The 21,644-nt window shown below is 48.2% G+C and carries 22 protein-coding genes; 10 read left to right on the top strand and 12 right to left on the bottom strand.

Annotated features, from left to right (window positions below; translation table 11 throughout):
- Nucleotides 1–174: 174 nt before the first annotated feature.
- Nucleotides 175–456, top strand: coding sequence for a DUF6809 family protein (locus tag ABIC22_RS19070; RefSeq protein WP_354483111.1), 282 nt, complete (start codon nt 175–177; stop codon nt 454–456).
- Between the two features lie 173 nt (nt 457–629).
- On the opposite strand, the gene ABIC22_RS19075 is transcribed toward ABIC22_RS19070, so the two are convergent.
- Entirely contained in the window at nt 630–1,994 is a 1,365-nt protein-coding gene (locus tag ABIC22_RS19075) for a right-handed parallel beta-helix repeat-containing protein (RefSeq protein ID WP_354483113.1), read from the bottom strand.
- Nucleotides 1,995–2,477: 483 nt separating this feature from the next.
- A complete protein-coding gene (locus tag ABIC22_RS19080; protein WP_354483116.1) occupies nt 2,478–4,070 on the bottom strand; it encodes a catalase in 1,593 nt (530 codons plus the stop codon).
- A 188-nt stretch (nt 4,071–4,258) separates the two neighbouring features.
- Here ABIC22_RS19080 and ABIC22_RS19085 point away from each other — a divergent pair, with 188 nt between their 5' ends.
- On the top strand, nt 4,259–6,223 hold the full coding sequence (locus tag ABIC22_RS19085; RefSeq protein ID WP_354483119.1) for an ATP-dependent DNA helicase: 1,965 nt from the start codon (nt 4,259–4,261) through the stop codon (nt 6,221–6,223).
- Between the two features lie 253 nt (nt 6,224–6,476).
- Here ABIC22_RS19085 and cysK read toward each other — a convergent pair whose 3' ends face one another.
- The 4 genes from cysK to ABIC22_RS19105 form a co-directional block, all read right to left on the bottom strand.
- Nucleotides 6,477–7,430: a cysteine synthase A gene (cysK, locus tag ABIC22_RS19090; RefSeq protein WP_354483121.1), complete on the bottom strand. Its 954-nt coding sequence runs from the start codon at nt 7,428–7,430 to the stop codon at nt 6,477–6,479.
- A 201-nt stretch (nt 7,431–7,631) separates the two neighbouring features.
- The gene (locus ABIC22_RS19095) at nt 7,632–8,018 is read right to left on the bottom strand and encodes a YhjD family protein (protein ID WP_354483124.1); all 387 of its coding nucleotides are present in this window, start codon (nt 8,016–8,018) and stop codon (nt 7,632–7,634) included.
- Nucleotides 8,019–8,425: 407 nt separating this feature from the next.
- Nucleotides 8,426–8,659, bottom strand: coding sequence for a hypothetical protein (locus ABIC22_RS19100; RefSeq protein WP_095290332.1), 234 nt, complete (start codon nt 8,657–8,659; stop codon nt 8,426–8,428).
- Nucleotides 8,656–9,693, bottom strand: coding sequence for a nucleotide-binding protein (locus ABIC22_RS19105; protein WP_127537898.1), 1,038 nt, complete (start codon nt 9,691–9,693; stop codon nt 8,656–8,658). Before ABIC22_RS19105 ends, ABIC22_RS19100 begins: the two co-directional genes overlap by 4 nt.
- A 901-nt stretch (nt 9,694–10,594) precedes the next feature.
- Between ABIC22_RS19105 and ABIC22_RS19110 the strand changes: the two genes are divergently transcribed.
- Entirely contained in the window at nt 10,595–11,317 is a 723-nt protein-coding gene (locus ABIC22_RS19110) for a YitT family protein (RefSeq protein WP_154895470.1), read from the top strand.
- A gap of 124 nt (nt 11,318–11,441) precedes the next feature.
- Here the strand turns inward: ABIC22_RS19110 and ABIC22_RS19115 are convergent, their stop codons facing one another.
- Nucleotides 11,442–11,894, bottom strand: coding sequence for a DUF2188 domain-containing protein (locus ABIC22_RS19115; RefSeq protein WP_354483129.1), 453 nt, complete (start codon nt 11,892–11,894; stop codon nt 11,442–11,444).
- Nucleotides 11,895–12,095: 201 nt separating this feature from the next.
- On the opposite strand from ABIC22_RS19115, the gene ABIC22_RS19120 reads away from it, so the two are divergent.
- Nucleotides 12,096–12,896: a lipid II flippase family protein gene (locus ABIC22_RS19120; RefSeq protein ID WP_127537901.1), complete on the top strand. Its 801-nt coding sequence runs from the start codon at nt 12,096–12,098 to the stop codon at nt 12,894–12,896.
- A gap of 46 nt (nt 12,897–12,942) precedes the next feature.
- Here the strand turns inward: ABIC22_RS19120 and ABIC22_RS19125 are convergent, their stop codons facing one another.
- The 4 genes from ABIC22_RS19125 to ABIC22_RS19140 all read right to left on the bottom strand — a co-directional run bounded on the left by ABIC22_RS19125 (nt 12,943) and on the right by ABIC22_RS19140 (nt 15,457).
- Nucleotides 12,943–13,344 carry a hypothetical protein gene (locus ABIC22_RS19125; protein WP_127537902.1) on the bottom strand — a complete coding sequence of 134 codons (402 nt, stop codon included), beginning with the start codon at nt 13,342–13,344 and terminating at the stop codon, nt 12,943–12,945.
- On the bottom strand, nt 13,341–13,547 hold the full coding sequence (locus ABIC22_RS19130; RefSeq protein ID WP_127537903.1) for a helix-turn-helix transcriptional regulator: 207 nt from the start codon (nt 13,545–13,547) through the stop codon (nt 13,341–13,343). The genes ABIC22_RS19125 and ABIC22_RS19130 overlap by 4 nt, the downstream gene beginning before the upstream one ends.
- A gap of 207 nt (nt 13,548–13,754) precedes the next feature.
- Complete coding sequence (gene msrA / locus ABIC22_RS19135) at nt 13,755–14,717, bottom strand: peptide-methionine (S)-S-oxide reductase MsrA (RefSeq protein WP_095359314.1); 963 nt, start codon at nt 14,715–14,717, stop codon at nt 13,755–13,757.
- Between the two features lie 128 nt (nt 14,718–14,845).
- On the bottom strand, nt 14,846–15,457 hold the full coding sequence (locus tag ABIC22_RS19140; RefSeq protein ID WP_127537904.1) for a TVP38/TMEM64 family protein: 612 nt from the start codon (nt 15,455–15,457) through the stop codon (nt 14,846–14,848).
- 198 nt (nt 15,458–15,655) lie between these two features.
- On the opposite strand from ABIC22_RS19140, the gene ABIC22_RS19145 reads away from it, so the two are divergent.
- Together ABIC22_RS19145 and ABIC22_RS19150 are read left to right on the top strand one after the other, a co-directional pair.
- Nucleotides 15,656–16,594 (top strand): Gfo/Idh/MocA family protein, encoded by a 939-nt coding sequence (locus ABIC22_RS19145; RefSeq protein ID WP_354483133.1) that lies wholly within the window; start codon nt 15,656–15,658, stop codon nt 16,592–16,594.
- A 49-nt stretch (nt 16,595–16,643) separates the two neighbouring features.
- On the top strand, nt 16,644–16,958 hold the full coding sequence (locus ABIC22_RS19150; protein ID WP_095290350.1) for a hypothetical protein: 315 nt from the start codon (nt 16,644–16,646) through the stop codon (nt 16,956–16,958).
- Nucleotides 16,959–16,977: 19 nt separating this feature from the next.
- Here ABIC22_RS19150 and ABIC22_RS19155 read toward each other — a convergent pair whose 3' ends face one another.
- The gene (locus ABIC22_RS19155) at nt 16,978–17,796 is read right to left on the bottom strand and encodes a helix-turn-helix domain-containing protein (RefSeq protein WP_095290352.1); all 819 of its coding nucleotides are present in this window, start codon (nt 17,794–17,796) and stop codon (nt 16,978–16,980) included.
- A gap of 160 nt (nt 17,797–17,956) precedes the next feature.
- On the opposite strand from ABIC22_RS19155, the gene ABIC22_RS19160 reads away from it, so the two are divergent.
- The 4 genes from ABIC22_RS19160 to ABIC22_RS19175 all read left to right on the top strand — a co-directional run bounded on the left by ABIC22_RS19160 (nt 17,957) and on the right by ABIC22_RS19175 (nt 21,621).
- On the top strand, nt 17,957–19,069 hold the full coding sequence (locus tag ABIC22_RS19160) for a Gfo/Idh/MocA family protein (protein WP_095290354.1): 1,113 nt from the start codon (nt 17,957–17,959) through the stop codon (nt 19,067–19,069).
- A gap of 215 nt (nt 19,070–19,284) precedes the next feature.
- Nucleotides 19,285–20,253 (top strand): sugar phosphate isomerase/epimerase family protein, encoded by a 969-nt coding sequence (locus ABIC22_RS19165; RefSeq protein ID WP_095290356.1) that lies wholly within the window; start codon nt 19,285–19,287, stop codon nt 20,251–20,253.
- 24 nt (nt 20,254–20,277) lie between these two features.
- The gene (locus ABIC22_RS19170; protein ID WP_127537906.1) at nt 20,278–21,006 is read left to right on the top strand and encodes a ThuA domain-containing protein; all 729 of its coding nucleotides are present in this window, start codon (nt 20,278–20,280) and stop codon (nt 21,004–21,006) included.
- A gap of 318 nt (nt 21,007–21,324) precedes the next feature.
- Nucleotides 21,325–21,621 (top strand): winged helix-turn-helix transcriptional regulator, encoded by a 297-nt coding sequence (locus tag ABIC22_RS19175; protein ID WP_148565210.1) that lies wholly within the window; start codon nt 21,325–21,327, stop codon nt 21,619–21,621.
- Nucleotides 21,622–21,644 lie beyond the last annotated feature (23 nt).

Below are 21,644 nucleotides of genomic sequence, written 5' to 3' on the forward strand. Positions count from 1 at the left end.
ATGCGATAGCTATAAACCTGTTTTACAGTGCTAATTAGGTGATCATTTGGTGTTATGTATATCTAACTTTGGCTTAATCTCACAAATACAAAAAAATATTAATTAGCGGATTTCCCGCTAAATTCTCAGCCCACCTTATGTCTTAATGTACAAGCTTCCTGAGGTGTCCTTACCATGAAGGATAACATGTCAAACCTGATCGAAGATTTGTTTCACGGAAACCTGCGGTTGGATGAGTCGATTCATCCTGAACAAGCTGAGTATCAAGAGATCAACTGCCAAATATCGGACATGATGCAAAACTACAAAACAAAGCTTCCAGATACAGAATACGATACTTTGGAGCAACTGATCGACTTGATTGGGCAATCTACATCTATGTACGTGGAAACTGCGTTTGAGCAGGGTTTTCGCACAGGTGGCAGACTTATTATTGAGATTTTAGGCAAAGGTTGAGCGTGAGCACTTATCCATCTAAAACTGACATCAGTCCACTGTGTTTAGCGGGAATTCAACAAAACACAATGCAATTCGACCCAACTTCCCCCCGTCGAATCTCAAAAATCCCCCTCACTTTAACCGCCATTAAGGACGGAAATAAGGAAGGGGATTTCTTAAACTATTATATATTACCGCGCCCCAATATTTGTACCGGATGGCGTACCCGAGCCAATCAGATCACTCCCTGCAGCAAGCTTCAGGAAATTACCCAGTACAGGCGTCCCATCGCTGCTGCGAGTTACAGATGGTACAAGGGAGACAAAGTCGTCTGCACTCGCGAGCAGGCCTTTGTCATTTACGCTCTTTTTGTTTTTCCACCAGACGTTGGTACTGCTGACGTCCGTTCCGCTTGTTTTGTCACTGGCGCCGCCCTGGAAGGACAGATTGTTGGTGAAGATATGGGTGCCTACATCGAAGGCAAAATTGCTTTGGCCGTTGTTCCAGGACGTGTTATTTTTCATCTGGATCGAACCGGGATTACTGTTGTATGTGAAGCCATGTTTTTTATTATTAAAGGCAATACTGTTTTCCACAATATGATTCACGGCAATTTTCTCTCCGCCTAGCTTAAATCCGTTTCCATCACTATCGGTGGTGGATGTACCGTCGGAAGTAGCTCCGTTGGCGTACGCAATACTGTTACGAATCGTGACCACACCGATAGCACCCGTATCCGTTTTGCTGTATAGATCCCATCCATCATCCACATTGTAGGCTGCAATGCAGCCATCGAAGAGGTTGCCCGGGCCCACGGTCAATTTCGCGGCAAAACCGTCTGCATCCTCGCCGTTATCAGGATCATAATTGTCGTGAGAGTAGGAGCGGATGACTTCATTGTAAGCAGGCCATTCACTCTTGGCGGCGGTGGAAGCATATCGTCCCAGCTGAATCCCCGTATCCCGATTATGATGAGCCTCGATCTGCTCCAGACGGTTGTAACTGCCCCCGATAAAAATCCCGTTATCGCCTGCCCCTTTTACTTCAAGCCCTTTAACCAACCAGTAGTCCCCGAACATTTGCAAGCCCCGATTCGTGGACGCAAAGGCTTGGGCCGAGAAATCGAAGATAGGCTTCTCCGATCCGTAGGCAATCAGATTTTTGCGCTGTCCCGCTGTCCCGCTGTTGCCTCGTTCAATGGTAACCGTTTCCGAAAAGCTGTAGGTTCCACCTCGCAGATAAATGGTCTTGCCCGGAGTAATCTGAGTCAGTGCATTTGCGAGTGTGGTTGGGCTTGCCAATGTTCCCGGATTGCTTGCTGATCCGTTAGGAGCGACATATAAATCACCAGCAGCGAGTGTAGCGGTAGTTGTCGAGGCAGCCTGTTCTGATGAATTTTGTGCACCATTCTCGATGAGTTCCAACGCTCCAGCGGACCCCCCGCCAAATAACAATACAGGAAAAGCAGCACACAGGCAGAGGCAGGCCATTTTCGATTTCAACGAACGTTCAGAGCGTACAGATGGATAATTAGAAACAGAAGGGAACCATTTCATTGTGAAACCTCCTTGGTTAATGGGATAGTGCATTTCGGTAAGGCACAGGTTCATCGTAAAACGTGTAAGCGTTATCAACAATAATCATTTCATTAGGTCAGCTATACAAGCCGGTATGTCAGACATCGAGGTCTCAAGTGTTGCTATTTAAAAGGTGGTGCATAATCCTTACATTGGCAGATCGCCTTAATTTAACGAGCAATCATCTGAAATGAACGCGGGGAAGGGGTCAACTGGATGACAAAATGGCATGAAAACAAGGTTGATCCACCGAAATGAACCTGGACTTCATTAAAATTGGAAAAGACGGACTTAATTGGAAGATTATTTGTCCATGGATATAACTCAAAAAAGCCCCGATTACAGCTGCATTAGGCAGATGCCATCGGGACCCTTGCCACATGGTGGTCACGATCCAAGATGAATTTCGATACGGTACTACTTGCTAACCTCTTCTGTCACCAGCTGTCCTTGTTTCGAATTTTAATACGGATCTGCTTCGTGCCCGCGCCGGGATGCTTCTTCCGCGCTTGGTTCATGTTTCGGCTGAACCGTGGCACTGTCATCGGTCGGCACAGATGCCAGTCCTTCAGCTACACGGCGACCGTAGTCGGCATCGGCCTGAGTGAAGTGTGAGATCATGCGTTCACGAATGTCCGGTTTACATTTGGAGAGTGCATCAACCAGGTTGCTGACAAGTTCCTCTCGCTCCCAATCTTCAAACGCCCGGTATGTATCACCGGCTTGACCGAAGTCGTTAGGACGCGGAATTTTCTCCCGAACCAGACGACCTTCAATAAGGGGTTCATGCTCCTTGCCGCGTGGAGCCGCTTCGGACAGACCCCCCAGAGAAGAAGGCTCGTAGTTCACATGCGGGTTCTGTCCTGGCGCGCGATCAACTTTGTACTGCATCTGACCACCGCTTTGGTTGGTAGCTACGCGATTTTTGGGAGCATTCACAGGCAGCTGCAAATAGTTCGCTCCAACCCGGTGACGTTGGGTATCCGAGTAGGAGAAGGTGCGCCCTTGCAGTAATTTGTCATCTGAGAAATCCAGCCCATCCACGAGAACACCCGTGCCAAACGCAGCTTGTTCCACTTCGTTAAAGTAATCCTCAGGATTGCGGTTCAAGGTCATTTTTCCAACAGGCAAAAATGGAAATTGCTCTGGCGGCCACAGCTTGGTCGGATCGAGTGGATCGAAGTCCAGCTCCGGATGTTCGCCGTCTTCCATGATCTGTACGCACAGCTCCCACTCCGGGTAATCGCCCTGTTCAATCGCATGATACAGATCCAGGGTGGCATGGTTGAAATTCTGTCCCTGAATCTCGCTCGCGTCTTTTTGCAGCAGGTTCCGTATCCCTTGCTTCAGTGGTTCCCAGTGATATTTAATGAGCACGCCCGTGCCTTCTTGGTTTACCCATTTGTATGTATTGACGCCCGATCCCTGCATTTGGCGATAATTGGCCGGTATTCCCCATGGAGAGAAGAGGAACGTAATCATATGGGTAGCTTCTGGACTAAGCGAAACGAAGTCGAAAAACCGCTCCATGTCCTGTGCATTGGTCAACGGGTCCGGTTTAAAGGCATGTACCATATCCGGGAATTTCAGCGGATCACGAATGAAAAAGATTTTCAGGTTGTTGCCAACCAGATCCCAGTTGCCGTCTTCGGTATAAAATTTCACAGCGAAGCCGCGCGGGTCACGGAGCGTCTCTGGTGAATGCCCCCCATGGATTACCGTGGAAAAACGGACAAACACAGGGGTTTGTTTGCCTTTCTCCTGAAACAGACGAGCACGTGTATATTTGGATACGGGTTCATCACCCGCTGTTCCGTATGCTTCAAATATGCCATGAGCACCAGCACCGCGTGCATGTACCACCCGCTCAGGAATACGTTCGCGGTCAAAATGCGTAATCTTTTCGAGAAAATGATAATTCTCCAGCGTAGTCGGTCCCCGGCTGCCGACGGTTCGGACATTCTGATTATCGGTGACAGGATGGCCCTGACGATCCGTTAAAGTCTCTGGTGACGTGTCTGGGGAATGCTCTGAGTGTGAAGAATGATGATTCATGGAGCACCGCCTTTCCTTTTGATGGATTCGAATATATATTTTCCCTGCATCCTTGTTCTATACATTTCTTGTAGTAAAAAAAGCTTGTCACTTACCTCATGGTGTGAGATAATTAACTTTTGCCCAGCGGCCTTTTTTGAACGGGAAATGTTGAGGACCGCTTGTATAAGAAGGAGGCTGACCAAGGATTGTCTACACAACGTTATCCTTTTGCATATGACCCGGCAGAGCCCTTTGTATCCCGATTGGGAGAGTGGGTAGCCGATGTTTTTTACGATATTTTGCCTGAGTCCGGCTTCGAGGTACGGGATGAACAGATTTTTATGGCGTACCAGCTCGAACGGGCCTATGGAGATAAAAAGACTATTATGGCTGAGGCTGGTGTAGGGACAGGCAAGACGTTAGTCTACCTGCTCTATGCGGTCTGTTATGCACGTTATACGGGCAAACCGGCAGTGATTGCCTGCGCCGATGAGTCATTGATTGAACAATTGGTGAAGCCGGGCGGAGATATTGCGAAGCTGGCTGAACATCTGGATCTTCAGGTGGACGCTCGTCTCGGTAAATCACCAGATCAATACGTTTGTTTGAACAAATTAAGTGCGGTGCGATTCGCGGATGAGGATGCGCCTGTCATTGAAGAAGTGCATGAGAGCCTGCCGGACTTCGTGAATACACCTGGAACGCTTCAGGCTTTCCATCCCTATGGTGACCGCAAACAGTATCCGCATTTGAACGATCGCCAGTGGAACAAGATCAACTGGGACCCATTCCAGGATTGCTTTGTTTGTCCAAAAAGACAACGCTGCGGCCTGACGTTATCACGTGACCACTATCGCCGCTCCAAGGACATCATCATTTGCTCCCATGATTATTACATGGAGCATGTGTGGACCTATGAGGCCCGCAAACGCGAGGGACAGCTGCCGCTGTTGCCTGATCACAGCTCGGTTGTATTTGATGAAGGACATCTGCTTGAAGAGGCAGCGCTGAACGCACTCAGCTATAAACTGAAACACCGCATCTTTGAGGAACTTGTAACCCGGCTTTTGGAAGGGGAGATTCGTGAAACCCTTGCAGAACGTGTGGACGAAGCCATTGAGAGCAGTGAACGATTGTTTAAGCTGCTGGATACCTACACGGTAGCTATCCCTGGATCGGAACGGAAGGAAGTTCGGGTAGAAGCACCGCTGCTGCGTGAAATTGAACGTCTGACCAGTGTGCTGGATGCCATCGGTGAAGAATTGGTGTTTGAGAGCGGACTGTTCTCGCTGGATGGGTATCAAATGCGAGTAGTGGAAGAACATCTGGATATGATCCAGACAGCATTGTCTCTGTTCCGCAAGGAAGATGGCTACATTTGCTGGGCTGAAGAGAATGAGGACGAGACGACACTGTCCATCATGCCTCGCACGGTAAAAGAAATCCTGAACGAGCGCGTGTTCAATACCGGGATTCCAATTGTATTCTCGTCTGCAACCTTGTCTGTGGACAATTCCTTCCGTTATGTAGCGGACAGTCTGGGGATTGATGATTTTGTATCATTCTCGGTTGCTTCTCCATATGACTATGCGGATAAAATGCAGATGAAGATTACAGATCAAGCTGTGCCAGGTCACCCGGAGAACGAAAATCGGATGCGAGATGCTGTGTCGATGCTTCAGGAAAGTGGCGGTCGTGCGCTTATTCTGTTCCGTACCATGGAAGAGCTGCGAACGTTTAAACAGGACATCGTTCATGTTCCGGAAGCGCAGGGACTGCGATTCATGTACGAAGGCGACCGGGAGATCAGTGATCTGATTGCAGCGTTCCAGCAGGATGAGGAGAGTGTGCTGTGCTCCGTCAATCTGTGGGAGGGACTGGACGTTCCAGGACCTTCATTATCCAATGTCATGATCTGGTCGCTTCCGTATCCACCGCAGGATCCTGTATTTAATGCTAAACGCAGTGCATCGGCGGCACCGTACGAAGAGATTGATCTTCCATACATGCTGCTGCGCGTGAAGCAAGGTCTGGGACGTTTGATTCGCACAAGCAGTGACTCGGGTTCTGCGGTTATTCTCGATGAATCGCTGTATACCAGAAAGGAAGCCAAAGACCGCATTGCGGCCCTGCTTCCCAAAGGTGTGGAATGGACCACGTTGACACACTGATTGGTTTAGGTTAAATGTTCTTAAAATGATTCCTTATCGAATAAGTTCTTGTTCTCTGCGGATGAATCATCTGCAGGTGAGCAGGAGCTTATTTTGATTTTGATATGATATTGAGGGTGCCTGAAGTGGAGTTTCCCTTACTCCTAGCTAAGCGTGTATCAGGTTCATGGAGTAAGTGAACGTGAATAGGCTGCCCTCGGTCAACATGATGACTTAAGGGACAGCCTTTTTTGGGAGTACAGATTATGTTGTGTTAAAAAATACCCATGCTCAAATACCGTTCCCCGGTATCCGGCGCAATACAGAGCACTCGGTGGCCTGGCCCCAATTCCCGCGCAATGCGCAGTGCGGCCCAGGCCGAAGCACCAGATGAAGGGCCGAGCAGCAGCCCTTCCCGGGCAGCAAGCTGCCGCATGGTATCCAGTGCATCCTCATCGGACACCTGGATAATGGAGTCCCACACGTCGGTATTCAAAATGTCCGGTATGAACCCCGGACTTGTACCGACGAGCTTGTGGGGACCGGGCTCACCGCCGGACAGCACGGGTGAACCTTTGGGCTCCACCGCATAGATTCGGATATCCGGCAGCTGCTTGCGCAGCTCTTCACCTGTTCCGGTAATGGTGCCGCCTGTGCCCGCGGTTGCAATGAAGGCATCCAGCTTGCCCTCCATCTGCTGTATAATCTCGGGAGCAGTGGTAACCCGGTGAATGTCCGGATTGGCCTGATTCTCGAATTGCTGAGGAATGAAGCTTCCCGGAATGTCAGCATGAAGCTCCTTGGCTTTGCGGATAGCTCCGGGCATCCGTTCAGCCGCTGGAGTGAGTACGACATCTGCGCCATAGGCTTTCAGAATGTTGATGCGCTCCTTGGACATATTGTCCGGCATGACGAGAATGGCCTTATATCCTTTGGCGGCTGCATTCATGGCCAGACCGATGCCGGTGTTGCCGCTGGTCGGCTCGATGATGGTTGCTCCGGGAAGCAGCAGCCCTGCCCGTTCAGCCTGAACGATCAGATTGTAAGCGGCACGGTCCTTGACACTGCCGCTTGGATTGAAATATTCCAGTTTGACATATACGTCAGCAGAGTCGCTGCCTGTGAGCCTATTGAGTTTTACAGCCGGCGTCTGTCCGATCAACTCGGTGACATCTGCAGCAATGCCTGTATATCTGGTGGATGGTTGGTTACCCGAATTTGAATTCATGAAGTACAACTCCTTGAGTAATGAGACGTCTGAGGGAATTTCTAATCATAGAGTCTGTTCGCCTTATTATAGACGACAGGCTTTTTTGTTTTAGGAAGAATTCATTTCACGTCTAATATAGGTTCATCGTTGATAACGATAATGTTCCATTCCATCTTAATGAACCCGGCCACTCCGGGTCAACCTGTATTCTGGTTCAAGCTACAAGCGCTGCGTCAGATCAATATGCAGATGTCGGCTGAGTTCTTGCTTGACTTCATTACGTGCGAACGTCCAGAGCATATAGAACCGCTGCCAATATCCCCTGCACAGGTAGACTGTTTCAATGCCATCCTGTTCACGTTTCTCCTCAAGAATTTTGACACCGCGTTTCCGCATCTGCTGCCGAACTACCAGCATTTCTTGTAGTACCTGATTTTGAATGCGGGTCAGGGATAGGACGTACACCTCGGGCATTTTCAGCAGAAGTGAATCCAGGGTGTGAATATCCCGTTCAAGCACATCCAGCAGCAGGGTACGCACAACAAGGCTTTTAACCAATTGATGGTCTTCATCCGTAGGGGATGGGGCGGAAGGGGAGGATGACATACATTCACTTCCTTAACCTTGAATTCGAACATATATATTTACAGAACATGTGTTCTTATATTATAATCAATATATGCAATGATGATACGGAATACAACAAGAAAAAAATGGGATTAGGCTTTCGGCAGGGCCATGTACATTCATTATGGGGATGATTGATCAGGACAAGCATACTCCAAATTTTAGGTATAATTTCTGGGTTTTGCAGGAAACCTAAGAGCGTAAGAAATGGCCAAATGCAATTCCAGGGCTGGATTCTTAAGCTTTACGAGGTTAGTGGGAAGAGGATGTTCCGGTTGGTTGGTTTACTTGCGAGAGAATGCCAACAAAAAAGCCCCTGCCTTGGGCGGCGGGGCCTGGACGTACTATCGATTTCAGCGGCAGAATCGAGAACAATGCATAGAAAGTTAAGCTAAATATTGAGGTTTCTCGTACAAAGCTTCTTTTTCCAGGATGACCTTATAAGGTCGTTCCTTCCCCTTAAGCGAGGGGCCGATCGTAATTAGCGGGACGGCCGGTTTGTGGAAACGATCTTCTTCCTTAGGTTCCGGAACCGGTCGTGATGATTCGGGCGCAGAGCTGAGGCGTACCTTCTTTTCGCTGCCCCAGCGCTTGCTTATTTTTTTCATTTCCGGTTTCATTCCGGTTCGCCTCCTAACAAATCGTTGATGGCGTTAAACAGTTGACGATTCTGTAGGTCAATCTGTTGAAATACCGCCTCATCCGCTTCTATATGTCCAATAATATGAACCGTAATCACATACCTCTTGGCTACAGGATAGCATAGCAGATATTCTTTCTCAAGGTAATCGTCATACAGGTTAATCTTGATTTTATTTTCACGGTAAGAATCAATGACCAGGATGCGCTTGGGGTCATCCGGCTCTTTGTCGTCATTGGCAGACAACTCATATTTTCTCCCCGGTTCCCCTACATTACCACATAATTGCTCGATATAACCACTGTCATCTGTACGGTATATGGCTGTACCACGTACTGCGAATGGAGGATGGGACACAAATGCCGTACGAAGGGCATCACTCATTCGGTCGAGCATGGCGGCATCAGCTTTGCGAACCCGCAGCAGCTCTCTGAAGAACCTTAGAAGCTTTAGCAATTGCAATCGTGCTTCTCCTTCAGTCACTTTATGCTGATTGATGATTTTTTCCAATTCTGGATCTACCCATCGTCCTTGTTCTTCTATACTGTCAGCGATTTTGGAGCATGCAACCGACACGGCTGGCGCCCACTTGCCATCAGAACGAATCTCATAGACCAGTGGATTCAAACCAAGAAGATCGGTAGGCATACGTAATCCCTCGATTTTTGCAGCATCCTTGATGTCTGTAATATCCTCCGGAAGTATGAAAAAAATACGCTTCCGTCCCAAACGGCCCATAAACAAACCCATTTCCAGCATTGTATTATCCCTGACAGATGCATAGTACTTCCCGCGAATTTTGGATATATCATCCGGATGAAAAATAAAAATGGCAAAGTCCGTCGTGCGCACCTCTGTTTCCAGATCGTCCATCGTATAGCTGCTTGGATTGAAAACACCGGAGTACCAAGGAGTAACTTCGGCTGAGAAACGCAAATTTTCGTGTACTGCGGCTGCAATCGGCTTCGCTTCCAGCGAGCAGCCAATAAAGACTCTTGGCTTCAACGTTTTCATCAATCCGCCTCGCTTAAACGGTAGTGGGAATCAATTGTTATATTATACCATAAAAAGCAGAGTAAGTCTGGAAAACGTCCACGCTGGTCAAGAATGAGCCGATTTCGTTTGCTATAGTGTATGTGAAAGCTCCCGATGATTCCTTCAAAATTCGCAAGAAAATAAAAAATGGCCCCAAATTGTCACAGTTGGGTGACTGGACAGTTATATTCGCAATCATCGGTCATAGAATGAAGGAGCAGGTTGCACCATTAGTAAGCATTGATTGTCCTGGTGTGGCTGTTTGCCTGCTGGAGCCGCCCAGAGCATGCTTTATGAGCATTTTTGAAGGGTCTGCTGTTTAGACCCGTCCACGTCGGTGTTATATAATAGAAGAACAAGCAAGTTAGCTATAGAAGTTTAAACTGGATAGTAAAAATTACATGTTTTTCATCAGACAGTCATTTACACGGAACGAAGAATGCAGAACCCATCTGGAGAAGCGAAGCGCTCGCGTTTATTACTGGATTTCCCTTTGGAAGGGAATCAAAAAATCCGGGAATAACAGCGATCGGAAGAGGGTGCTGCAATCGTAGTGGTCAAGTGTAAAGTTCATGAGTCAAACGTGTGATGTTCGCCAGTTTAATTTGAAGTAGCTAACCACAAACAGACAGAAAGGATCAGGATACCATGAGTTCCCGAAGGACAATCTCCCCAAGGACGATCTGGAAACGTTACGATCTCTCATACACTTAGCGCCCCTTGTAGAGTAAACCAACCGTATTCAAAAAAACGGCTGACTCTGCGAAAGAGGGGATTGGAATGAATATTCGAAGGACAAATACGATGATTTCTTCCAGGCTTGCCTTTTGCAGGGTACGGTCGGTCTAAAAACCAACCTACAAACTGCGAGGGAACCTGAATGAAGAGAACATCGTTAACCAAACAACACATTAAGGCTGAGGCGGGAAAACTCGCCATCATGCTGCTCGGTACTTTTATTTTGGCATTTGCCTACTATCACATTAATTTTCAGAATCATTTATCGGAGGGCGGATTTGTCGGTCTGGCCCTGCTCGGAAAATACGCCACGGGGTTATCGCCTGCCATTGGCATGCTGTTACTCGATATCCCGGTCATGATTCTGGCCTGGTTCATCAAGGGCTGGAAGTTCATGATTCAGGCGCTGATTGGCGTCGGCGCGTTCTCCCTGTTCTATGACGGCTTTGAGCGATACTCCACATTGCAGATGTCATTCAACGGAAACCTGTGGATTCCGGCAGTCCTATCCGGCGTATTGACGGGTGTAGGGGCAGGGATTGTGCTCCGATTCGGCGGAGCGACAGGCGGAGACGATATTCTCGCCGTGCTCGTTAGCCGCTGGAAGGGATGGAAGCTGGGAACAGTTTTCTTTGTCAGTGATGCGTTTGTACTGGGCTTATCCCTTTTCTTTCTTCCGGTAAAAGAAACTTTATATACCATTCTGGCCGTGTGGATTGCCAGCAAAGTCATTACGTACGTGGTCAGTGTTCCGGTACGCCGGCCTGTTACGACCTCAGCTGTGAAGGTATCCATGCCTTCGGCAGCCAAGGCGGTGACTGCCCCTGCACCACGGACTTCGGTGGCGAGAGGAGTAACACATTAAATGAAAGTAACCAAAAAGTCCTTTTGACTGCCTGAGCGGCAGTGAAAAGGACTTTTTTTTTGTTTTTCATAGCTGGAAAGTAACTCTTCATATGGATTCAAGGTCAGGGCGATTCACAAACCTGTCAGGGTTTGATGGAAGAAGCGATTTGTCCATCCTGGTTATGAATAATGGCCCGAATGTTCTGCTCGTCGCTGATTTCTTTGGCGGCGTTCACCGCTTCAGATTTGGTATCAAATGTGGATACATATTTGGATTGGCCTTCTTCCTTAATGGCCCAGCCCGAATCCGTAGGTACGACGTGAATATTGTCATGGCTTTTCGAAGAGGAGACGGGCTCTGAATGGCGACGTTTAGAAGTAGAGCCGTTATTACTAGATGATCGGCCCGAATCCGATGAACCCGCTGCAGGGTGGTTCTCATCCCATTCTTCGGCTTTGGCAGTGGCTATCGCTATTGCGCGTCCTTCCTCATACCCGTCATCCAGCAGGGCATTGGCGATTTCAATCGCCTTATGTCGGATACGGGGCTCCAGATTTTTCATAGATACCGGATAATCATTCTTATTCCAAGGCATGCTTGAATCCCTCCTGTATAGTAATGAGTTAGTTGTATATTACCCTGTGGGAGAAGGGATAAACGACAAGATGGACAGGCTGTGACGGGGAATGAGCTGTCATACAGGGATGGCATTCCTATACTTTTGCATGCTAAAGGGGTATAATGCTGTCACATGTACATAAAGTCCAATACAGGAAAATAAAAGGAGTACAATCATATGTTCAGTCTAAGTCTGGCTATTCCGATGCTGTTTACCATGCTTATTCATGCTGCAGACAGCCTGTCCTATGCGCTTCGTCTTGGCGGGCTAAGAACCCGCAGAATTGCGCTGGCCCTTTCCTTGTCGGGGATTCTGCTGCTGGTATCGCGTACATCCAATATGGCCCAGGGACCGATGGTAGGGAATCTGGTGGATACCGCAGCAAGTGGAGGGAACTCACATTTTGCCGTGCAGCTGCACTGGCTGATGGGGGCAGCGACAGCAGGAACCGCAATCGCCATATTGTGTTTTCCAACAATGGTGAAGCTTGCGTCCAGAATGGTTGTGCATTTTGAAGCAGCGGGGTCCATTCCGGTGATGGTACGAGGGTTGCTGAACGGCACCAAAATCAGAAACGCAGCCTACTATATTACGCCACCTTCCTGGAAGATGGCTAAGCGGCTAGTGCAGCATGGTATGCCAAGACGTCTAATGACGCTTAATGTAGCGGTGACAGCCATTTATACAACGGGCGTATTATCCAGTTTGTACGCAGCTTATCTATATCCAGGGCAGGCAGTGGCTGCCTCTCAATCGACAGGGCTAATTAACGGAATTGCGACCATTTTGCTAACGATCCTGATCGATCCGCGAATTTCTCTGCTCAGTGACAAATCCCTGCGAGGCGAAATCCGTTTGGACCGAATGAATCAGATTTATGGCTGCATGCTGGTATCTCGTTTATTCGGCACGCTTGTGGCCCAGCTGCTGCTCATTCCATTTGCCTACTGGATTGGCTGGATCGTCAGCTGGATGTGAAGAAGTAAATGGAACACATCTGGGGAGGGATGCTGCGCAGAACACGTTAATCCTCTGTTGTCCTGTATTTGCGGATGTGAACCCATTCGATAAAAGGCAGCGTAACCATGGAAAGTCCGAGCAACGATAATAGCAGGAGGCTTGGCTTTTCATGGACCCATTGATCTATGCCAACTGCCACCAGAATGAACAGGGTCAGTATAAAATATCCCACCTTCGAGCTCTGCTCCGTAATGTGTCTGCCCAGTTCCTCATCCTCACGCACCCCATCACGATCCTCTTTGGTGCCCCAAGTTAGGGCTGACAGGAAAAGGATCGTAACTGCACCAAGTGAAGCAATATCATTCAATCCAATGTCCCTTCCTGTTGCAGTACGATAAATAACGGTAGCAAGCACAATAAATGCTGCAGCACCTGTAAGGGTCATTTTCCAATGCTTTATTTTCATTCTGGGTTCTTCCTTTCGTACTGAAATAACTGCTCGATGGTGACCTCAAGCGCCTCGGAAATGGCAAAGGCGAGCGGAAGGCTGGGGTCGTATTTGTCATTCTCTATGGCGTTAATGGTTTGTCTACTGACGTCGCACATCTCGGCGAGTTTGCCCTGGGATATGCCCAGCTCTTCACGCAGCAGCTTTATGCGGTTTTGCATGAATCAACCTCTTTTCGTGCCCCTAGGTTGTAAAGAACTCTTTACAGCTGTATTGTAAATGGAAAAATGTGTCGGTGTCAAGAATTCTTTACATGTCGCATCTGATTCAAATAAGAACATGAAAAAAGCAGGAGCACCGGTGATAACCCGCTGCTCCTGCTTTTTTGGACCGTGTGTTGGTTCTACGGTCAGGCAGTCGTATTTAATTTATTTGAAGAGGACTGCATACTCGCCGTATCCCTCTTTTTGCAAGTCTTCCTTCGGTACAAAGCGAAGAGCAGCGGAGTTGATGCAGTACCGCATACCACCCGCTTCGACAGGACCGTCGTTAAACAGGTGCCCCAGATGGGAATCCCCTTCACGACTTCTGACTTCGGTGCGAATCATGAAATGGCTGAGATCTGTTTTTTCCTTCACGTTGTAATCACGCAATGGACGCGTGAAGCTTGGCCAGCCGCAGCCGGAATCGTACTTGTCCGTTGAGCTGAAGAGAGGCTCGCCAGAAACGATATCTACATAGATTCCGTCACCGTGGTGATCCCAGAACTCGTTGTGGAACGCAGGTTCCGTTGCATTATTCTGGGTCACTTCGTATTGCAGTGGAGTCAGACGCTCTTTCAGATTGCTTTTATCCACATTGCCGGACCAGTTGCGTTCGATAAAGTCTTCACGGCCGGAGCCTTTGCGATACCGTTTGTAGTGAGCCGGATTTTTGTGGTGGTAGTCCTGGTGATGTTCTTCCGCCTCATAGAATGGTTTGGCAGGCAAAATGGGTGTAAAGATCGGCTTATCAAACCGTCCGCTCTGCTCCAGAGCCGCCTTGGAGGCTTCTGCAATCTGACGCTGTTCTTCGCTGTGGTAGAAGATGGCCGTCTGGTATGAAGATCCGCGGTCATGGAATTGTCCACCCGTATCTGTCGGATCGATCTGCTGCCAGAATAACTCGACGAGCTTCTCATAAGGGAAGATGGAAGGGTCGAACGTAATTTGAACGGCCTCTACGTGTCCTGTCGTCTCCGAACAGACTTCCTCATATGTGGGATTCTCGGTATGTCCTCCTGTATAACCCGATACGATCTTGTGGATTCCGGGAAGTTCCTCAAAGGGGGATACCATACACCAGAAGCATCCGCCTGCAAATGTTGCTTTTTCGCTTGAATGTTGTTCCATGCTATAGTCACTCCATTTCTGATGAAGATCAATGAATTTGGCTTACACTTCTATTATATCCTGAATTGGCAAGCCAACCAAGCCGGACAGGGACGAGGAAGCCCGTGAGTCAAGGTGATAAGTAATAATCAGGTCTTTTTTCGCGAGCGAACACGAAACAGCAGCAAGACAAGGCCCATAATGGCAAAGTATCCCAACAAAATGAGCAGACTCGCCCAGATGGAAGTTTCCGCTTGCGCGCCCGCATAGGCAAAAATTAAAATGGCAGGCATTTTCCCGATGGCCGTAGCCACCATGAACACCCAAAAAGGGGTGTAGGTAATGCCGGCATAGATATTGACCGCAGTTTGAGGCACAACAGGAAGCAGGCGAAGCGTCATAATGCCCATAAAGGGATGCGCCTCCATCCAGGTGGTAAAACGACTCAATCCACGGATGCGATCCAGGTAAGCTCTGGCCTGATGACGAAAAGCATATCTCGCTCCCGCATAAACGAGCACTGCTGCGAGGGTGGTCCCCACCCAGCATACCCAAGCTGCTGTTGTGGTGCCGTAACTGTACCCCAAAGCTGCGATTACAAACTTGTAGGGAATCACAGGTACCAATGCAAAAAGCATTGCTATGATAATTAGAAGGGGTATGGACTGATTCTGATCGGTCCATGCCAGCAGTTCATATCTGTAAATAAACGTGACTCCGGCGAGCAAAACATACAAGAGGAGCCATAACCATTTCCGCAAATCCCCAAACGCTCCTTTCAGGTCAGGGCACTACTCCAATCTCCTGATCCTACATGCCTTTCTACCCAAGTGTACCACGTTCGATAGGGAACCGGATAATTCAATCCTTCTTGTGCTGATCAACTGGCATGTTGCTGGCTGAAGGGTTAAACTATAGGTCGTGGAACTTAGAACTCATCTGAAGGTGGAATGCTTATCATGGAAACAACGAAGCGAACCCGAGCTGGGATCATCGGACTTGGGGGTATTGCTCACAAAGTATACTTGCCCCTGTTAACCGCGCATCCTGATGTGGAAATTGCCGGTATTATGAACCGTTCTCCAGAGCCGGTAGCGGCTGCTCAGCATGCTTATAGATTAGATAACGGAACGACGGATCTGAAAGAACTATTGTCCTGGGATCTGGATGCCGTTTTTGTACATACAGCAACGGAAGCACATTTTGACATTGTTATGCAATGTTTGGAACGGGGACTAGCTGTATATGTGGACAAACCGCTGTCCTACACCTTGCGTGAATCCGAAGAAATGACTGCTTTTGCCGAGGCGCAGGGGCTGCTCCTTGCGGTAGGCTTTAACCGAAGATTTGCACCCATGTATCAGAAAGCGAAAGCGTGGATGCAAGGCGGGCAGGGGTTTGAATCCTTGATGTTAACTAAGCATCGGACAGGCATTCAGATTCTTTCTGCAGCAAAAACGATCTATGATGATCTGATTCATATGCTGGATCTGATGTTATGGTATTCGGATCACCATGTGGAGCTGGTTCATCAATGGATCCGGACGAATGATATGGACCAGCTTCTTCATGCTGCCGGATCTGCCAAGCTTGGAAGAAAGGCCATCGGACGATTTGATATGGTGCGCGAGGCGGGGGCTGACCTGGAGAAGATCGAACTCCACGGCGGAGGCAGATCGGTAGAGGTTGTGAATATGGAAGAGGCCAGATATATCGAAGGAGGAGGTCTTGAACGCAAGGAAACTTTCGGCAGCTGGGACTCCATATTAACGCGCAGAGGATTTAACGGAGCCGTAGATCATTTCTTGGCTAACCTGGACACGCCGGACGATTGCATCATTAGCTCCAGTCACGTAATGGATAGCCATGAGCTGGCAGAGCAGCTGATTCGCAAGTGATTTTTTGTTGAAACGGGATAAAGAACATAACTCATGGAGGAATGACACAATGGACGAATATGAAAAGGAACGCAGAAAACAGATCGAAGAAGCGGTCGTAGAAACCTATAAACAGGAAGAAGAAATGATGATTCTTGTATTTGCCCAGTGGTGTGCCAATCATGGACTGGACCCAGAAGAGATGTACCGGCAAGCTTACCCGGATCAGCAGAGCAATGAACGGCTGCAGCAAGTGCTGCAGCTGGTTGTGCCGAAGGAGGAAGCCGGAGAGATTCCGGATGATACGGTGCTGGGTGTGTTGTCCATGTTTGGCAACGAAGACTTGGCCATGGTGGTGTCGGAGGCAATCGCCGCGCGCAAATAAGCAGAATTTACGTATAATACTACATCTGTTCCCGGTGTATGAGCCGGAATTCCTTGGGCGACATGCCAAACCGGGAGCGGAATACGCGGTGGAAATACGTGTAATTGTTAAACCCCGACGATTCGGCGACATGCTCCAGGGTCATTGGACTGAAGATGATCCGTTCTCTGGCCATGTTCAGCCGTACGTCCAGGGTATACTGCATGATACTTTTGCCAAACGCTTCCTTGAACAGATGAACCCCGCGTGACACGCTGATGCCAACATGGGTTGCTACATCTTCAAGTTTGAACAGGGAGGAAGCATTCTCCTCGATATAATTTTTTATTTCATACGCCACATAGTTGGTGTTGGTAATGGTCGGATGTTCGGAGAGAAGACGATCCACTTCCAGACATAAGATACGCATGTAGTAACTGGAGATCTCGGGATATGGATTGGAGATTCGGCGCTGCTCCAGCACGAGTTGACGGAACAGGGTCAGCAGGCTTTCGGTCAATTCGACCTTAATCCGGTTTGGCCTTTTGTGGCGTTCCCACCATTCATCCACCCAGGAACCATTAAAGAAGATATGGTAGTCACCGCTCTCTACGAGTCGTTCTCCCATCGGATTACGTTCATTGTCTATTTTGAGTTCATAAGGCTCGTCCGGACTGAAAAGAAGCAGATCGCCCGCATCGACGAGTGACATCTCGCCGTCTATTCGTGCCCGGCAGCGACCGTCGGTCTGCAGCCTTAGGAGGTAGTTCTTAACCCCGTCGGGATGAATACCAGCATAGGGTTTGCGATGAAATGAGAAGCCTGCTGTAAGAACCTGGCAGGAATAATCGGTCGGCATTGGCATACTCCTTGCAATTTGAAAATTATGACCAGATAGTTCATGTTTCGATCATATTATTCATTTTAATTGAACCCAAAACGGAATACCATAGTATTAAATTCAAGGCACAAAACATTCATCACAGCTTCTCACCATCCGTAAGGAGATGAACGTCACATTGGAGAAATTAAAAGCAGGCATAATCGGGTGCGGTAACATCAGCGCCATCTATCTGGAGAATCTGAAAAATAGCCCGCTCATTGAAATTGTAGCCGTAGCGGACTTGATCCGTGAACGTGCTCAGGAACGGGCAGATGAATTTAATATCGCAAACGTTTACAATGTAGATGAGTTGCTGCAAAATAAGGAAATCGAGCTTGTGCTAAACCTGACGGTGCCTGGCAGTCATGCCATGACCGATCTGGCTGTGCTCGAATCAGGCAAGCATGTCTATGCCGAGAAGCCACTGGCCATTTCGCTTGAAGACGGCCGCAAGGTCATTGAACTTGCTGAAGAGAAGGGATTGTATGTTGGTTCCGCACCGGATACCTTCCTTGGATCAGGCATTCAGACGGCACGTCAGGCTATTGTAGACGGTCTGATCGGGAAACCGATTGCGGCGACTTCCTTCTTCATGGGTGGCGGACCTGAAGCATGGCATCCCGATCCCGAGTTCTTTTACATTGCGGGAGGAGGACCTATGTTTGACATGGGACCATACTATCTGACAGCGCTGGTTACATTGCTGGGACCCATTCGGAGAATTAGCTCTTCTGCAGGCATTCAGATTACCGATCGTGTTATTGGCTCGGGACCGAAGGAAGGAACGCCTCTCCGGGTACAAACTCCGACGCATCTGGCAGGTACCATCGATTTTACTGACGGAGCCATTGCAACGATGATTACCAGCTTCGATATTCGTGGAGCTTCAGACTTGCCTCGGATTGAAATTTACGGAACCGAAGGCACGCTGAGTGTACCGGATCCTAACTATTTCAATGGGGAAGTGAAGCTGCGCAGATTCGGTCAGGACACCTGGGAAACGGTAACCCCTGTCTTCGAGAGCAGTCAGAATGAACGCGGAATTGGTGTTACCGAGATGGTCGAATCCATTCGTGCCGGACGGGAACACAAAGCCAGCGGCAAGCTCGCGTATCACGTGCTAGAAGCGATGCATGCATTCCAGCGCTCTTCTTTGGAGGGCAAGCACGTTATGCTTGAGAGTACTTACGATCCAAATGCAGCCACCAAAGCAAATGAGGATCCGACAGAAATTGTGCAATCGAATTAAGGTAATTCAGTTGATTTAAGTTGAAGTTAGGGCAACACAGGAAGATGGTTTTTCCATCTGGAATAACCAGTATTGTTACGTTTAATTTCAGGATAGAAATGCTCTAGATTTTCCACACTATTAAAACAAACTTGTGATCTGAACGGTACATTTATGCAGTTCTTGGTTCATTTAATCAGCAATTATTCGATATTTAATCCAGGGAGGAATCGCACTTGAAACTCGGCGTATTTTTGGTACTATTCGGAGGACGTAAATTGGAGGATGCACTTGACTACGTAGCATCCAAGGGTTTGAAAGCAGTAGAGATCGGAACTGGAGGCCATCCAGGCAATGCACATTGCAACCCGGAGGAGCTTTTGAACAATGAAGCAGCACTGAAAAACTTTAAAAATGCAGTGGAATCACGCGGTCTGACCATCAGCGCACTGAGCTGTCACGGTAACCCGCTTCATCCGCAAAAAGATATCGCCAAAGGTTTCCACGATGATTTCGTGAAAACAGTTCAATTGGCACAAAAGCTGGAAGTTCCTGTAGTGAACACATTCTCCGGATGTCCGGGAGACCATGAAGATGCGAAGTATCCGAACTGGCCTGTTGCACCGTGGCCGAATGATTTCCAGGAAGTGTTGAAATGGCAATGGGAGAACAAAGTGATCCCGTACTGGACAGAGTGGGGCAAGTATGCAGCAGATCACAATGTGAAAGTAGGATTGGAACTGCATGGTGGATTCTCAGTGCATACTCCAGCTACATTGTTAAGACTGCGTGAAGCTGCAGGCGAAGTCATTGGTGCGAACTTGGATCCAAGTCACATGTGGTGGCAAGGAATTGATCCGGTACAAGCGATCCACATTCTGGGACGTGAAGGCGCGATCCATCACTTCCATGCTAAAGATACAACGATCGATCCGGTAAACGTAAACAAACATGGTTTGACAGATATGCAGGATTACACAAACATGCTTGACCGCGCTTGGCAGTTCCGCTCGGTAGGTTATGGTCATGATAACAAGACTTGGGCAGATATTATCAGTGCCCTGCGTCTCGTAGGCTACGATTACGTTGTAAGTATTGAACACGAAGACGGTCTGATGTCGGTTGAAGAAGGATTCTCTAAAGCCGTACAAAATCTCCAGCAAGTATTGATTGAGGAACCGCTGGGCGATATGTGGTGGGTTTAGAGCTATACTAGGGGGAAATTGAATATGATTAACGTCACCATTTGGAATGAGTTTGTCCATGAGAAAATTCACGATGAAGTAAGGGAAGTCTATCCGGACGGATTGCACCGGGCACTGGCAGACGGACTCGGCGGCGAAGGATTTGCGATTCGGACAGCTACACTGGATCAGCCTGAACACGGCTTAAGTGATGAGGTGCTGAATTCCACAGATGTGCTGATATGGTGGGGACATATGGCACATGATCGTGTAAGCGACGAGGTCTCACAGAAGGTTGCACAGCGAGTACTTAACGGCATGGGATTGATTGTTCTGCATTCCGGGCATTTCTCCAAACCATTCAAGGCCTTGATGGGCACCAGTTGTGATCTGAAATGGCGTGTAGCTGACGAGCAGGAGATCGTATGGTGTGTCAATCCTTCTCATCCCATTGCGGATGGGATTGAAGGCAAGATTGTACTTGAAAAGGAAGAAATGTACGGTGAATTCTTCGATATTCCGGTACCCGATGAGCTCGTGTTCGTAAGCAACTTCCAGGGTGGGGAAGTATTCCGAAGCGGCTGTACGTTCCGTCGCGGCGAAGGCAAAATCTTCTACTTCCGTCCAGGCCATGAAACCTATCCGACGTATTACAAGCCGGAAATTCTGAGAGTGATCAGCAATGCAGTAAAATGGGCATATCCTGCCCGCAGCTTCAAGCCGCAATTTGGCAAGAGCGAACCTGTAAGACCATTTGGTGGCGTGCTGGTCTAGGCCGCAAAAGTAGTATCTGATGGGCAAATGAAACGTATACCTAAGAACCCTTCTCCGAGTCAAGTATGACTGTGGCAGTTGGGTTCTTTTTGGGTAAGATAGGTACATGGGAGTTATACGATATTTGCCATGGTTCATCGAATCGTCCTGAGGTATACTTGTTGTATAGTCAAAGTGCAAAGATGCCTATTAAATTTTAACTTTTTTACGGCAGACGTTTTCTTTGTGACGTAAATGTGTTATTATGAAATATACTAACTAAATGTAAGTTCAGTGATCTCTAAAGAGGTGATTAATGTGGAAGGCCAAGATTTACGGATGTGTCCGCGTTTTGAGACGGCATTCTCGTTTTTGGGCAAACGCTGGAACGGTCTGATTATTCAAACGTTGATGAGTGGGTCTAAGCGATTCAAGGATATTTCCAACCTGATTCCGTCGATGAGTGACAAGATGTTATCTGAACGGATGAAGGATCTGGAGAGTGAAGGTATTCTGATTCGTCATGTTTATCCCGAGACGCCGGTTCGTATTGAATACGAGCTAACAGAAAAAGGGAAAGCTTTGCAGCCTGTAATGAACCAAATTCAGGATTGGGCAGAGCAATGGGTAGATTAAACGATTCATATGTCCAGGCTCAA

This window comes from Paenibacillus sp. PvP094, from assembly GCF_040546835.1.
Taxonomy (GTDB): domain Bacteria; phylum Bacillota; class Bacilli; order Paenibacillales; family Paenibacillaceae; genus Paenibacillus; species Paenibacillus illinoisensis.